Source organism: Catenuloplanes sp. NPDC051500, assembly GCF_044454585.1.
In the GTDB taxonomy this organism is placed as follows: domain Bacteria; phylum Actinomycetota; class Actinomycetes; order Mycobacteriales; family Micromonosporaceae; genus Catenuloplanes.
In genome coordinates this window covers 32,535-47,218 of sequence record NZ_JBITDX010000040.1, presented here as the reverse complement: position 1 = coordinate 47,218, position 14,684 = coordinate 32,535, and the positions used below count along the sequence as shown (strand labels likewise).

Here is a 14,684-nt window from a genome sequence, read left to right as displayed (position 1 = left end):
ACCGACTATCGAAGGCCGCTGAGCACGTTCAAAGAAACCATCGATTGCGTAATTGGGCTCCACTTTCACCGGATGGCCGCTGAATAAGCCTCAATGAATGCGGGGAATGAACTTTGCGCACGAAGTCGCACCGCCGCCGCCGTGGGCCTCTATGGGATCACCGAGGTGCATAAGCTTCGCCGACAATATCACGGAGGTACTGAGGACGCAGAGATCTCCGAAATGCCCCGGAATGCCTTTGTTTTAGACTCCCTCAAACGTCCCGTGGAGGTAAAACAATTCCGAAGGATATACGGCGATCGGTTCATTCTCATCGGCTTGCAGGCTTCTCAAGAAACTCGGATCGCAAAGCTGTTTGAGAAAATTGCACCGGAGTCGCCATCCCTCGACGCTGTAGAGGTTAGAGGAATTGCCGAAAAGCTGCTTCGGCGCGATCTGAACGAGTCTGATGACTACGGGCAGAACATTTTGAAGACGTTTCCCATGTCGGATATCATTATAGATATCGACAAAGATGTCCATTATCAAACCAAGCGCTTCCTAGATCTGCTGTTTGGTCGTCCAGATCCCCCTGGGCCTGAAGCCGACGAGTTCGGCATGCATCTCGCAGCAAGCGCCAGCCTCCGTTCGCCGGAACTTGGACTCCGAGTAGGGGCCGCATTGCTTAGCCGACAGCGGACGATTATCAGTCTTGGTGTCAACGCCCATCCAGTCGCGGCAGCCACGCCAGCCTATGATGCAAGCCTCGTAGCAATCAAGAAGCTGGTCTTGGCCGCGCTGCGCGACCTTGGCTCCGGGGTCCTCAAGAAAAAGATCATGCAACGACTGGAAACTGATCCAGATCGTCTAGTAAATGATCTCCTCGATGGAACGCTGGCCTCCTCGCAGATTAGGGAGATCACAGAATTCCAACTCCCGGTGCACGCGGAGATGTCTGCACTGTTGGATGCCTTGCGGACCGGCGGCGTCATCGAAGGGGCGAAACTATATGTAACTGCTTATCCGTGTCACGGATGCGCTAAGCACCTCTTGGCGCTCGGAATTGATGTCTGCTATCTCGAGCCCTACGCGAAGAGTCGGGCGACCGCAATGTATGGAGTTGCTGGAACTGCCGCATTCTCACCTTTCACGGGGATCGCTCCACGAAGATTTGAGTCCTTGTTCAACGGGGCTGGCGACCGAAAGGACGATTCGGGCATTCGGATCGTGTGGGATGATCAGAAGCGAAAGGCAGCACAACCTCGCGTTAACATGCACCTGACGCAGGATGGTATTGCGCACCGCGAACTAGGCGCCCTGAGTAATATCCACACTGACTCAGCGTGATGGCGTGCAGCGATTTATGAGATGCATGCGACATTCGTGGACATGGCGAGGACCTTAATGCAGAATCGTCCGGTGCGAGTCGCGAACGATGAAGGATACGACATGAAGCTTGATGGAAGCGCGGATTTGGCTACCCGCCGCGCCGAGGGCCGCCAGCGCGCCATCGCCTCCGCTCGGAAGCGTTTCAAGAGGCTCCCAGTGGATGATCAGATGTCAGTGATCCAGGGCTTCGACGAAGCTGAGGAAGCTGGTCGCGCGATCGTGCGCCGGAACAACCACAACGCAGGAGCACTTCCTTCTGCCAACTAATACTTTGGGATCACGAACTTCCCTGGAGCCCGATCCAGGCAATTATCTGTCACTTGAACGAAATGGTCTCATCGGCAAATCCGCGCACGCGTCCTTGACTGAGCCTTTTTCATCCTGCGTGGCGGTCGGCTTCGACGGGGTGCAGAACGAGGATTGCCTGCACGATAACGGTGGCGCGGCGTAGGCAGCAGCGCAGTTTGATCATTAACTTCCAGGTCTTCAAGGTCGCGATGGCCCGTCCACCGCGGCCCGGATCCGGGCGTGTTGACGGTTGTAGCGCTCCTTCCAGCACCGGAGCTTGGGTCGGGAGCGATGGCGTTTGAATGGAACTCGGATGGTGTCGCCGGCTCTTTGGTTGCCCTTGTCCGCGAACGTGGTCACGTCTGCGCTGGTCAGGACGTCGAGTTGGCGGGCGGTGTTCAGGTCGTGGGTGCGGCCGGGCAGCGCGTCCGATGCCCAGATCAGTCTGCTGGCTGCGTCGGCGATGACCTGCACGTTTACGCCGTGCCGTTGGTGTTTGCCCGAGTAGTAGGGGCCGTTGGTCGGCGGCCCAGTCGATCGGGATCAGGGCGCGTCGAGGATGGCGAAGGCGAGCCTGCGGATGCGGTCCATGGCGGTGGCCAGGTCGTCTGCGGCGGCCGAGAGCAGGTCGACGACTTCGCGGACATATCGCCAGGCGGTGGCCGCGCCGATGCCGAGCCCGGCGGCGAGACGCGTGTAGGTGTCACCGTTGCGCAGGTGCGCCAGGGCGAGTAACGCCTGTTCGCCAGGGTTGAGACGCCGCCATCGGAAGCCTCGTGGGCGCGGGTAGGCGCGGATACGATCGGCGAGGTGGCTCAGAGCCCGATTGGACAGCGGAACCCTTGGCGCCCAAACTCGCGAGCGGCGCCAACCGGACCAGGTCGGCCGGGCGAGTTATCTGTCAGCGACAGCCGTAGGACGCCCAGACGGGTCGACGGGCAGCGGCGTAGGACGGTCATGGGTTGACGCCGAGCGCGACCGCTGGGCCTCAGGAATCAGCGCGGTGCAGGCGGCGGAATGGTCTGCGCAGATTTTCATCATGTGCACGGGACCGGCGGCTGCGTATGAATGGGCACCATCCGGTCCGGTCTGGTACGGCAGACTTCCCGGCATGCTGGCCGCGGACGCGCACCTGTGCATCGACTACGGCACCGCCACGACCACCGCGTTGATGTACACCCCGGACGGACGGTCGTTCCCCATCGTCGTCAACGGCGCCACTGTCTTGCCCAGCGGCGTGTGGCTCGACACCGCCACCGGCCGCCTGCTAACCGGTGGCCCTGCGCTGGAGGCCGCGCGGAAACGCCCGGAAGGGTGGCTGGCCGAGCCGCTACGGCATATCGGGGACGAGGCGATCGAGGTAGCGGGCGTAGGCCTGGACCCGATCGAGGCGGTCGCGGCCGTGCTCGGCGGGATCGCGACCCACGCCGCCGCGCTCGCCGGAATGCCGATCGGCAGGGTGACGCTGATCGTGCCCTGTTGGTGGGGACCCCGCCGCCGCCAGCAACTACGACTTGCCGCCACCAAGACCGGCCTTCCCGAACCGCACCTCGTTGCCGACGCTATCGCGGTCGCCACCCACTGGGTGGCATGGTCGACCGCCCCGATCAGCACCGGAGCCTGCGCACTGGTCATCAACGCGGGCGCGGGCGGAATCACCGTCTCCGCCATCGGCGTGCTCGACGACGGCGCACAGCTCCTCGCTCACCACACCGTTCCCGGCTCGACCGCCACCGACCTTGACACGGCCCTCGCCGAACACCTCATCACCACAACCCGAGGCGCCGGCCACGACCTGTGGGAACAACTGACCACACCGGAACACGCCGCCGCCCGGCACCAGCTACTCGAAGCGGTCCGCATCGGCAAGGAAACCCTCAGCCGGCAGACCGCACAGGCCGCGATCGCGCTACCCGCCCCACACCCACCGGCGATCCTCGACCGCGACATCCTGGACACCGCCCTCGCCGGTGTACGCCAGCGACTGCCGGAAGCCGTGACCCACGTCCTCGCCGCCGCGGACATGCACCGAGAAGACCTGACAGCAGTGCTCCTCACCGGCGGCCACGCATTCCTCCCGGGAATCGCCGACACCGCCGGGAGCACCGCCGGTCACATACCGACTATGATCTCCCGCCCGGATGCCGCAACAGAAGGCGCTCTCCGCATCACCGGCACGTCCGCCGACCCACCGTCGGCTACCGCAGGCCCGCACGTGCTACCACTACAGATCAGTTCCGGCTGGCCCACTCTGATCCCGCCCGCGTTGCTGGCCGTCGCCGCGATGATCGTGCTCGCGCAGACCCTCGACAACAGTGCGGTGAGCGAGTTCCCCGGCGGCGGGGTCGCCTACTTCCTGCGACTGCCGCAGCTGGGCATCAGCGGCTTCCTCATCGCACTCGCCTGCTGGAACACCGGCACAGCCATCACCGGCCTCCAGCACACCGCAGCGCGCGCCACCAGCGAGCAAGCGACCCTCGCACGAAGCTCCCGCCGGGCGCTGTTCACCGCCGCAGCCTCAGGACTGGCCCTGTCGACCGGCTTCGGCATTTACAGCAGCTCCCACATGAACTTCTACACCGACACGTTCGCCTGGTGGCCGATCCTCTTCGCCCTCCCCATCGTCATCCTCACCACCACAGCCGGCCTTTCCATCACCCGCATCCCCGCCGGCAACATCCCCCTGTGGCTCCGCGACTACCGCACACCCACCATCCCCACGCTCATCGCCACCACCGGCATCCTCATCACCGGAGAAGCCACCCGCGGCATACCAGACCAATACACACTCAGCCCACTCGAAAGCACCTCCGCGCGCCTCGGAATGCTGATCCTCGGCGCCGGTATCGGCCTTACCATCGTTTACACCCCGGTCAGCCGACTCATCGCCGCTACCACATTCGGCTTCAGCTTCGCCATCCTCTTCACCTGGCGAACCCTCAACCACTACCACTGGATCTTCGTCACAGCCATTGCCTGGTGGACCCTGGTCGCAATGCTTCACGCGATCCGCAGCCTCTCACCTGCCCTCAACGAACGCGCGCAGCGCCTCCTTCAGTGAGGCCCGAACCGGCAACGGACCCGCCGTCATCGCAATACTGCGTAACACCGCAATCGGCTGTACCGCACCACCGGTGCGACCAACATCGCCAGCGCCACCCGCCACGCAAAACGGCGCTCACACGATCTCATCGCCGCCGTGACCAGCAGCTACACGACAACGCAATGACCTGCAATATAAGGTGGGACTACGGGACGACGAATCTCCGCTGACCAGTGCCGTGAAGAAGACCTGGTCAACGGAGGATCCGGGGTCTGACACGGTTTTAAGCGCCCCGAACTGCGAATCCTCAGATGGCTGGCGGCGGGGGCGCTTGCATCCTCCAGCGCTGTTTTCGTAGCTGCTCGACGGCCCAAGAGTAGACACCCACTCGTTCTGGCTTCTCGGCCGACAGGCTTCGACGGCACACGAACAGACTTCGTTGACAACGGACAAATCGGCTGGGCGGCATCCCGCCGCCATGGACGTAGGGGCCACTTTCCTGACAAGCGCGCGTCTTGACCACGAACTCGGTGGGCAATACCTACGTGGAGCTAGTGGTGGCCGGGGTGCATCCAGGGGCTGCGGGTTTTGGAAGGCTGTGCAGGTCAAGGAATTCGTAGTACCTCTCGCGAATCATGCTCTCTGCCGTACTCCAGTCATCCGCCCTAAGGTGTGGCGCTGGAGTCATATTCCTGTTGGTGGAGTTGGTGAACGCAATGACTTCCTTCCCGGCGTCCTGAAGGCATTGAATGTTGGTCGGCGTGTCTTCGATATAAATATCGGCGTCAACGAGATCCTTGTCGCGCATGAAGCATAGGTCCCAGTAGGGGATCGCATGGTAATCCAGCCATCCGACCGTTTGGCTGACGGCCGCTTCATGGAAATGTCGAATGAAGAGGCGGTGGGTGATAACTCTGATTCGGACCCCCTCGGTGCCAAGCCGTCGTATTGACTGTGCGGCACCCTTGATTGGTTCCATCGAGCGGAAAAGTTGACGCTGTGTTACGGCAAACCTGTGCACCCTTGAATACTCGTCGGGTAACGTCCCCCATTCAGGCAGTCCGTAACTGACCTCCTCTGTCAACTCCTCGATGGGGACGCCCTTCCAATCTGAATATACTTCTCGCATTTTTCTATAGAAGTCTGCGCAGACTCCATCGAGGTCTACGCCGAGGACGAACTGATTTGTTTTCATTGATGGTCACCCCTTCCGGCTGCCTACATAGAATTTCTAATCCAGGCGTCACCTCGCCAACAAACGACGATCGAGTGTTGGAACGGACTCCGAAACTGTACGAAAGGATGAGGAGGGTGTGGGGCTTTTGTGTCCTTCTGGCACTATTTGCGCGTAGTGCCTAGCCCTTGCGTCATTTGTAAAGTCTGTCGCTGTTTTCTGGGTCGGTGGTTACGAGTGGGGATCTGCCGGGCTATCGCTGGACGGGGACACGACCGGGAGGGCGGTCGGCGCGCTGACCTGAATCTCCGGTCCCATCACGGAATCCGCCGCAATTCGTGGAACCTGGGAATCTTGGCATCCCGGCAAAGCCCGATCTCGCGCACTAGGCCGGCGGTCAGGGCTATACAGGAAACTCGGTACCCACCTAAACTTCCGGTGGCATAAGATAAGTCATCGTTGAACCTAAAACCTGAACATCCTTCACGTCGACTATCGATTGCGGCTAAGTCCAGTCAAAGACGGAACCGTGCGCGCAGCGCCTCCCACCGGGAACTGGGGCTCAGTATCCGATGCGGTGGATCGTCGGCATCGACCGGCCAGCCGAGTTCCGGGTAAGGCGTCGGGTGCCTTATCAGGGGTCGAACCACGCTGGTCAGGCGTTGCTCCCTGTATTGGCCTCCGCATGCCCCCGCCACCCGCAGAAGGGCACCGGGAGGGCGCGCGGCGAAATTGTCAGACCCCTGTCGTAGCGTGAATCCCTGCCTTTCACCGCTCCGGCGGAGAAGGTGACCCGCAACACCCTGTTGTGGGTCTAGATGTCGTCGCCGTACCAAATACGGCCCATCGCCTATCGGGGAGCCAGTGAAGAAGATCGACAACAGTGCGCACATCGGCGACAGCGGCATCGCCTTGATCCACCAGCAAGTCAACAAGATGGGTTTTGCCTGGCACGAGCGCAAGCTGGACGCCGGTATCGACGGCGAGATCGAGCTGCGCAACACGGTTACGGGTGAGGTCGCCAACCGGCTGATCATGGTGCAAAGCAAAGCTAGCGAGAGGCCGTTCCCCGGAGAGAACGACCGAGGGTTTCATTACCTGTGTAAGGACGCTGATGTCAACTACTGGATGTCCGCCGAGGTGCCGGTCCTGCTGGTCTGCTCACACCCGAATACCGGCGAGGCATGGTGGATGCACGTCCAGGCATGGTTCTCCGACCCTGCCCAACGCGCCTCCGGCCGCATCGACTTCGACAAGACCACCCAGCGCTTCGACTCCACCGCTGCCCAGCGCCTGCTCAACCTCGCCGACCCACACGGCCAGGCACACACCACCGTCGCGACCTTCAAGACCGAGACCCTTACCAGCAACCTGCTCACCATCGGCGTCCCCGCCCTGATTTACCGCACGCCGACCCACCTCCGCGATGTCCGCGACGTCTACCAGCGCCAACGCGTCACCGGCGGCAACATCCGCTACGACTTCATCCTGCGCGACGGACATCTCTACACCTGGCTCTCGCCGCAGGCGACAGCCTTGTGTGACGCCGTTGACGGCGCCACCGACGCACTTAGCTCCCAGGATCTCGCAGCCGACCATGATCAGCGCCGCCTGCTGGTCCACCTGCTCAATCAGGCCCTGCGCCACGACATCGCCAGCGACTGCGACTGGCACCCCGGCCGCAAGATCGTCTACTTCCGCGCCACCGAGGACCTACAGCCTCGAAAGATCCGTAGCGCCTCCGGCCGCGCCAGGCTTGTCTTCAACCCCAAGCCGAAGAAGAGCGCCCCGGACCAGATTAGTTACTGCCAGCACGCCGCCCTGCATTGGCAGTTCCTCTACCTCGACGATCAGTGGTACTGCGGCCTGACCCCGACCTACCACTACACCCGCGACGGGCAGCGCGACTCGTTGTTCCTGTCGGACCTGCTGGCCGGGATCAAACGCCTCGACCGGAACCCGGCGGTCTACCACCAGACCCGGATGTGGGCGACCTACCTGCACGGCGACCACGACGTACTCGACCCCCGCGAGACCGTCTTGGACTACGGCGAGCTCGCCACCTTCGACGCTGACCGCGGCATCGACGACACCGCCTGGCTCGCCGATCCCAGAGTCCAAGACCTTGGCACCGACAACGTCGAGGAGGGCGACGACGCCGCCGGGCCTGGATTCGACGAACCCGCACTCTTTGAGGTGGAAGCATGAAACTCACGGTGCTTGACGAACCCCCGCTGGAGTTCAGTGGAGGCGCCCGCCATATCGATCCGCGCCACGGCATCGCTGACTACGGCCCCGCCGATGCCACTAACACTGCCGTGCGCACCATCCGGGCCGGCATCGTCGGTACTCCCGCCGCCATCCAAGGACTACGCCGGTGGCTTGACCGTTGCCGTCAGCCGATCCCCGCCAAGGACAGCCGCCTGGGTAACCTGTTCGTGCCGTTCCCCGGCTTCGACACCGCCGCCGGATTCCGCTCCACCCTCATCTGGGACTCCCGGCTGGAACGTCCTATCCGGGAGCGCGACCTCAAACAACTCGCCGGGCTGCCCCCGCAGAAGGCCGTGCACACCGCCGTTGAACTCTACGCGGCTGAGCTGGAAGCCCTCGACGAGGAACCCGGCTGCGACGTCGTCATCATTGCCCGCCCCGACGACCTGCCCGAACGCAGCAAGCCGGAACCCGATCCCGAGGCGCCTTGGCGCAAAGCCGCATCTCAGGATCCCATCGACGACTTCCGAGCCCTGCTCAAGGCGACCGCCATGCGGTTCAGCCGGCCCATCCAGATTATCCGGCGGACCACCTGGGACCCTGCTTTCAAGCCGGCCGGCGCCGACAAGCCCCGTCTTCAGGACGAGGCCACCCGAGCCTGGAATCTGCACACCGCGCTCTACTACAAAGCTGGCGGCGTCCCCTGGCGCCTTCCCCGCGAGCCCAGCGATCTGAGTAGCTGCTACGTCGGGGTCACCTTCTACCGCAGCCCTGACAACACCGTGTTGCACACCAGCGTCGCCCAGGTCTTCAACCAGCGCGGCGACGGCGTGATCGTCCGCGGCGCACCGGCCAAGGTCTCCCGAAACGACCGCCAACCTCACCTCGCCCGTACCGACGCCCAGAAGCTACTCACCGATGCCCTCAGCCGCTACCGCAGCGAGCACCGCCATCTGCCGGCTCGCGTCGTGCTTCACAAGACCTCGAGCTACACCGAAGACGAGCTCGTCGGCTTCCGGGCTGCGGCCGACAGTGCCGACATCGACACGCTGGAGCTGCTGTGGCTGCCCGGCAGTGACCCCGCGCGGCTGTTCCGTTCCGCGCATCACCCACCACTGCGTGGCACCATGCTCACCCTCGACGCCAACCGGCACATCCTTTACACCCGCGGCAGCGTCCCGTACTACGGCACCTATCCCGGCATGTACATCCCGTCACCAATGCCGTTCCGCATGGTCGACACCGAATCCAGCCCGGAAGTTCTTGGATCGGAGCTTCTGGCGCTGACGAAGATGAACTGGAACCAGACCCAGCTCGACGCCCGCGAGCCCATCACCCTGCGGACTGCCGACCGTGTCGGAGAAATCCTGCGATACCTCGGACCTCAAGACCGGCCCCAGGGGCGCTATGCCTTCTACATGTAGCGGATCGCGATTTATGATGTAGGTGGCAGCCACCACCGTTTTCGAGGTCCACACAACCATCGAGACTCAGCGGTGGCTGCTTGCTGTTCGCGGACAAAGCCACACTGTCACAGCAACTCGAGGTGATTTCCTGCTGGAGTGCTAAGTGATTAACGGTACTCTCTAAGGACCGAAAAATTTGCCAATCGACGGCGTGGGTAGATTTGAGGAGCGTGTATGGGTTCAATCTTATGCGGTCCCTGACAGTTTTGTTACGACGGCCTGATCGCCAATAAAGACCGTTAGTACGGCTTGAAAGATGCCCGCTGATTTCGGTTCGAACTGTACGGCAAATGGAAGTGCATCACCTGGGCCTATTCGTGCGGCAACGATGGGCCCCACTATCGAAAATGGCCCTCCCGGAGGGGAGATTGAGGGGGCCGGTATGTCTGGATCGTTAACCGTAATGTGAGAGTCCGCGACGCTATGTGTGTCGACGTTGACAATCTGTACCTCTCTGTTGCCGACTGCGACTTTTCCGAAATTCAGAAGTCCTGAAGGGCGGGCGCCGTCCCCGTAAGATTCCGACTTGAATTCAGACCCGAGCATGAGGTCGGTAGCGCGAGTCACGAGGCGTCTAAAGGTGGCCTCTCGAAAGCCAACAATGAATGCTAGTACGTAAAATACAACAAACTCATTCTCGCGATCGTGAGACGATCCCGGCTGCTGGGTGCTCGAACTGCTTTGTTGGCCCGATATTTCGGCGCTAGTTGTTGCCTGAATTACGCCAAAAAGAATGAAGTAGGCAATCGTTCCCAGTATCATTCCGACTAGTGGGCGTGCGACGTGCCAATAGTTCCAGTTCTTCTCCCATTTTTCATTATGGCTAAAGACGCCGTATAGGCTAATAGTGACCGCACCAAGTGCACCAAACCATGGTACGCCTATGGGTAGTACGTCGCCAATGACATCTGGAATGTGAGCCACGATCCAGGGCCACTCAAAAATGCGAAATAGTGCAAGTGTGGCCAGGGTTAAAACATAGGTCATGCTTAGCCAGAAGAAGAACGACGGCTCGCGATCTTTTAGGCTCCTCTTCTGGCACATTGGAACCCCCTAATTGAAGTAGCGCGGCATGCTACGCGGGTCGCTGATTTCGCCCATAATAGCTGCTAATCCCCGCCTTGGGGCTGCCTGTTAAGAAAGGGGTTGGTGATCCTAGTGTGACCCATGCGTTGTTGTGCGATTCGGGAGCTGTCTCGGTGGTTATGCGCAATTTGGCGCCTCTGGCCTAACGCTCGACGCTATCGATAGGGTGGCAAGCGGTAGGAGCTGCGGGTGGTTCTAAATTGATTGAGTAACCGAATTTGGGAGCTCTTGCTCCGTAGTTAGATGATACTGATGCGAATGTGGACTTCGGCCTTAGTGTGGATTTTTTTAGAAGGGTTCTGCCGGCGGAGAAGGCTGCCTCCTGGCGTTAGTCTGCGGTATAGGATCGGGTTGGCTGGAGGTGGAGCGCCTGCTACCCTCTGGGGCATGCTGATCGACTCTTGGAGTCGATGCCTCCAGATCGTGCATGAGGGTGTGCGGCCACTCATCCAAGGCATGTTTGCCCTGGGTGAGGTCTGGTGTCCCCCCTCGGACACATACTTTGTGCACACGAGTCCTGGTCGAGCTTCGACCAGGACTGCTGCTTTTCCAGGGTGATAGGTCAGGCGCAGGCCGAGCTTGCTGTAGATCTCGGCCTTGTCTGCGGGGTTGGCGTCGTGGATGACCTGGGTGATGTCGGTCAGTGTCGTCACGATGTGGTGAATTTGCTCGCGGGTGAGGCGCTTGTTCTTGCCGTCGCGTTGTCGCAATTTTGATTCGGCGACCTTCTTCTCGGTCTGGGTCTGGGCGATCCATTCGCTGATGATCGTCGGGTCGCCGCCCGCGTCGAGGGTGGCGCGGTATGAGGCGATTTTGCGGTCACAGTCGGCGATGGCGCGGAGCTCGGCTGTGCTCTCCGTGTGGTTCTCGGGCTGGGCGTCGGCGAGCGTAGTGATCGTGTCCTCGATCCGGCCGGGCTGGAAGATCTTGGCGAGCCATCGGTCGAGGGCCGGGATGACCCTGTTCTCGCGTAGGTACACGGTGAGGGGGTGCTCGACATGGTTGGCCAGGGCGTACTCGTTCGGGTACCGGCAGCGGTAATGCGGCAGGCTGTGGTTGAACATGCCCTGCATGCGGCGGTCGCAGAGGCCGCAGTAGAGCAGGCCTCGCAGCTGGTACGGGCGGGTGGTGGCTCGGGGCAGGCGTTGCTTGCCGCGCTTCGAGGCGCCGAGGACGTCTTGGGCGAGTTGGAAGGTCTCCGCGGTGACGATGGCCGGGTGGCTGGGGGTGGAGGAGCGTAGCCATGCCTCCTCGTCGTTCCAGCGCATCTTGGTCTCGTGGCCGAGGGCGACGTCGTCGACGTCGATCAGGACCTCCTGCTTGCGCTGCCGGTTCCAGACTTGGTAGCCGGTGTATCGCGGGTTGAGCAGGATCGCGCGGACGGCGCCTTTGGACCAGGCGATGCCGCTGCGGTGCCGGTTGCGTTCGCGGTCGTGGGCCGACGGGGAGGGAATCTCGTCGTGGGTCAGGCCCTGGGCGATGGCATAGATGCCGGCACCGGCGATGTACTCGGCGAAGATTCGGGCGACGACCGGGGCTGCCTGCTCGTCAATGTCGAGTCCGTGAAGGCGTTGCCCGATGGCGGCCTTGCCCGGGTTGGGGTGCGGTCCGAGCTCGACGATGTGGTAGCCGTACGGCGGTCGGCCGCCGAGGAAGCGTCCCTCCATGACGGCCTGGGTGGCCATCGCGGCGCGGACCCGGATCCGGATGCGGGTGCGCTCGCCTTTGCTCATCCCGCCGAAGACGGACATCACAAGGTCATGGGCTTCGCTGTCCGGGTCGATGGCGCCGCCGACCTCGGGCACCCAGAGCTGGACTCCGTAGTGGACGAACAGTGGGAACGTCAGGCCGTACTGGTTGCCGTAGAAGGCGCGTTGGGGTTCGCCGATGACGATCGCGTCGAAGCCACGGTGCGGGTCCTTCAACGCGGTCAGCAGTGCTGTCGCTTCGGGGCGCCGTTTCCATGGAATCGACCTGGACAGCCCGATGTCGAAGAACTCCCGCACGATCTGGCCGTCGGCCGGTGCGATGAGCGTCTTCGCCCGCGACAGTTGCCACCCGCGAGAGGCGGCGGGGTCTTGTTGGTCCTCGGTCGAGACCCGGCCGTAGAAACCGAAATTCATGCCTACCTCGCTACTCTTCGTTCCGATTGGCGGAGTCGGGTGGTGCGAGTCCTTGCTTGCCGGCCGCGTGGAGCAGGACGCGTAGCAGCGCGCGGGCTGCGCCTGGCGTGAGGTCGGGCGCTTCGTCCGGTGTGATGACGCGAAGGCTCTGCCTGGCGGGTGCGTCGTTTTCCGCTTGGGCGGGTGCTTGAGGCTCGTGTCCTTCCGGACTGCCATTAACCCGTACCTTGTTGCGGATCGGCTGCGGTTCCTCCTGCTGGCCGAGGTGCGAAGCATAGCGCGGCACGCCGCTTTCAGTTGGCCCTGGAGTTGAAGGTGCCGCCGGCATATCGGTAGCTCTGGAGACTGAGGAGTCGGGCGCCGGCTGGCTGTCCTCGTGCGGGCTCGGCCGGTCCTGCCTGCTCGCGCCTTGGTCATGTACGTCAGCCATGACGCCACCGAGTGAGTGAGGGGCGCGCCGTTGGGCTGTGCGGGCGCGATCGGCGCAGCGTTTCGATTGGATGCCGAGTATGAGTGGACATGACCGCTCCCTCGCAGGACGTGACCGGCGGGGAACCACAGACGACACCCTGTTGAATCCGCCTTGCGCCCAAGGCTGATGTCGCTGCGGTAGCGGCTAGGTTGCTGAACGTGCCTTTGGGCGTAAGCGGCGCCGAGCGGCGACTCAACTCACGCACAGCCGGGCCGGCGTCAGGGTGATGGTCTGTGGTACGTCGCGGCGGCACGATATTCCGGAGCGGTACGCGTAAGAAGCTATGTGGAGTGTCGGTTGTTAAGGTCCAACGTCGGCGTTCTCGTCAGGCCAATCGATCACGCAGTGGTCGCTCGCACCTTTTCGGTCGAGGCCCTCGCTCTGTCGGCCGTAACTTTCCTCCCTGAAGCGCGGCATCGCCGGTGCGTTGCCCCCATTCGTCGGTCATGATATGTTCACGCAGAGTGACGTGCCGCTTGGTTGTGAGGGGAAATGACTCCACAGTGGGAAGCCGACCCTTCGGCGGCGTTCCGGCGACGGCTGGGAAAGTCGTCGCACGAGTTGGGGCAGACCTCCGGTGACGCCAGTTGCCCGGACATGTGGGAGCTCGACAACGGCGATGTCGTCGTCATCGGGACGGACCTGACCGAGGCGTATGGCGCAAGGCTGCCGGATGGTGTCAGTGTCGATCCCGGGGAGCGCCTGGTCGTGATCCCGCGCGCGACGATTCTCGCCGCCAAGGCGGACATCCCGGATGCCTGACCTCCTCGGCGATGTTCCGGGCGAGCGCCTGGAACTCGACGCCTACTACGCCGACTTCAACGAGAAGCTCTGGTCGACGTCCGCCCCTGGTTTCTGGAAGCTGGAGCGGCAGCAGTTCTTTAAGGAGCCCGGGAACCCGAGCTGGGAAGCGTTCGCGAAGGGGGACTGGAAGGAGTCGATGCGTCTTATCGAAGCCGGCCGGTCGGAGATGATCGACTACTACCGCAAGATCGAGGATCACGGTTTCGTCAACCGGCGGGTACGTGTGGTCGAACGGCCCATCATCCCCTACCTGCAGTGGGAACTGCACGTGCTGCGGATGCGTGACCAGTACGGCGGGAAGGTGCGGGTCGTGACCGGCGAGCAGGTCGCCGCCTTCGAGCCCGATGCGCCGCTGCCGGAGATCTACACCCACGGGACATCGACGATGTACCAGGCCGTGTACGGCGACGACGGCGTCTTGGACCACGCCCGGCGCTTCACCGACCGTGATCTCGTGATCCGCTGCCAGCGCCTCATTCAAGACTTGTACGACGTCGGTCAGCCCTTGGAGCAGTTCTTCGCCGAGCACGTCGCGCCGCTTCCCCCGCCGCGCCAGCTGTAGCCGCCGACCTCATCTGCCTGATCGGAGAGCGCAGCCATGCCGGCCGACCCGGACCAGACGCGTCCGGCGGCGTCCGGCGATACCGGC

10 protein-coding genes and 1 pseudogene are annotated in these 14,684 nt (G+C 62.6%); 7 read left to right on the top strand and 4 right to left on the bottom strand.

The window, feature by feature from the left end; all coding sequences use genetic code 11:
* Window positions 1–165 precede the first annotated feature (165 nt).
* Both ACIA8K_RS39740 and ACIA8K_RS39735 read left to right on the top strand, forming a co-directional pair.
* A complete protein-coding gene (locus tag ACIA8K_RS39740) occupies window positions 166–1,326 on the top strand; it encodes a hypothetical protein (protein ID WP_396068674.1) in 1,161 nt (386 codons plus the stop codon).
* A 102-nt stretch (window positions 1,327–1,428) separates the two neighbouring features.
* Window positions 1,429–1,635 (top strand): hypothetical protein, encoded by a 207-nt coding sequence (locus ACIA8K_RS39735; protein ID WP_396068673.1) that lies wholly within the window; start codon window positions 1,429–1,431, stop codon window positions 1,633–1,635.
* A gap of 109 nt (window positions 1,636–1,744) precedes the next feature.
* Here the strand turns inward: ACIA8K_RS39735 and ACIA8K_RS39730 are convergent.
* Window positions 1,745–2,490: pseudogene (locus ACIA8K_RS39730) on the bottom strand (transposase family protein).
* A 277-nt stretch (window positions 2,491–2,767) separates the two neighbouring features.
* On the opposite strand from ACIA8K_RS39730, the gene ACIA8K_RS39725 reads away from it, so the two are divergent.
* Complete coding sequence (locus ACIA8K_RS39725; RefSeq protein ID WP_396068672.1) at window positions 2,768–4,717, top strand: Hsp70 family protein; 1,950 nt, start codon at window positions 2,768–2,770, stop codon at window positions 4,715–4,717.
* A gap of 523 nt (window positions 4,718–5,240) precedes the next feature.
* Here the strand turns inward: ACIA8K_RS39725 and ACIA8K_RS39720 are convergent.
* Window positions 5,241–5,894 carry a hypothetical protein gene (locus tag ACIA8K_RS39720; RefSeq protein WP_396068671.1) on the bottom strand — a complete coding sequence of 218 codons (654 nt, stop codon included), beginning with the start codon at window positions 5,892–5,894 and terminating at the stop codon, window positions 5,241–5,243.
* An 843-nt stretch (window positions 5,895–6,737) separates the two neighbouring features.
* Between ACIA8K_RS39720 and ACIA8K_RS39715 the strand changes: the two genes are divergently transcribed.
* On the top strand, window positions 6,738–8,081 hold the full coding sequence (locus tag ACIA8K_RS39715; protein WP_396068670.1) for a DUF4365 domain-containing protein: 1,344 nt from the start codon (window positions 6,738–6,740) through the stop codon (window positions 8,079–8,081).
* Window positions 8,078–9,508 (top strand): hypothetical protein, encoded by a 1,431-nt coding sequence (locus tag ACIA8K_RS39710; RefSeq protein WP_396068669.1) that lies wholly within the window; start codon window positions 8,078–8,080, stop codon window positions 9,506–9,508. The genes ACIA8K_RS39715 and ACIA8K_RS39710 overlap by 4 nt, the downstream gene beginning before the upstream one ends.
* Window positions 9,509–9,736: 228 nt before the next feature.
* Here the strand turns inward: ACIA8K_RS39710 and ACIA8K_RS39705 are convergent, their stop codons facing one another.
* Together ACIA8K_RS39705 and ACIA8K_RS39700 are read right to left on the bottom strand one after the other, a co-directional pair.
* On the bottom strand, window positions 9,737–10,537 hold the full coding sequence (locus ACIA8K_RS39705) for a hypothetical protein (protein WP_396068668.1): 801 nt from the start codon (window positions 10,535–10,537) through the stop codon (window positions 9,737–9,739).
* 338 nt (window positions 10,538–10,875) lie between these two features.
* A complete protein-coding gene (locus ACIA8K_RS39700; protein ID WP_396068667.1) occupies window positions 10,876–12,759 on the bottom strand; it encodes a recombinase family protein in 1,884 nt (627 codons plus the stop codon).
* A 964-nt stretch (window positions 12,760–13,723) separates the two neighbouring features.
* Between ACIA8K_RS39700 and ACIA8K_RS39695 the strand changes: the two genes are divergently transcribed.
* Window positions 13,724–13,993 carry a hypothetical protein gene (locus tag ACIA8K_RS39695; protein ID WP_396068666.1) on the top strand — a complete coding sequence of 90 codons (270 nt, stop codon included), beginning with the start codon at window positions 13,724–13,726 and terminating at the stop codon, window positions 13,991–13,993.
* A complete protein-coding gene (locus ACIA8K_RS39690) occupies window positions 13,986–14,597 on the top strand; it encodes a DUF6879 family protein (protein WP_396068665.1) in 612 nt (203 codons plus the stop codon). Before ACIA8K_RS39695 ends, ACIA8K_RS39690 begins: the two co-directional genes overlap by 8 nt.
* The last annotated feature ends 87 nt before the right edge of the window (window positions 14,598–14,684 follow it).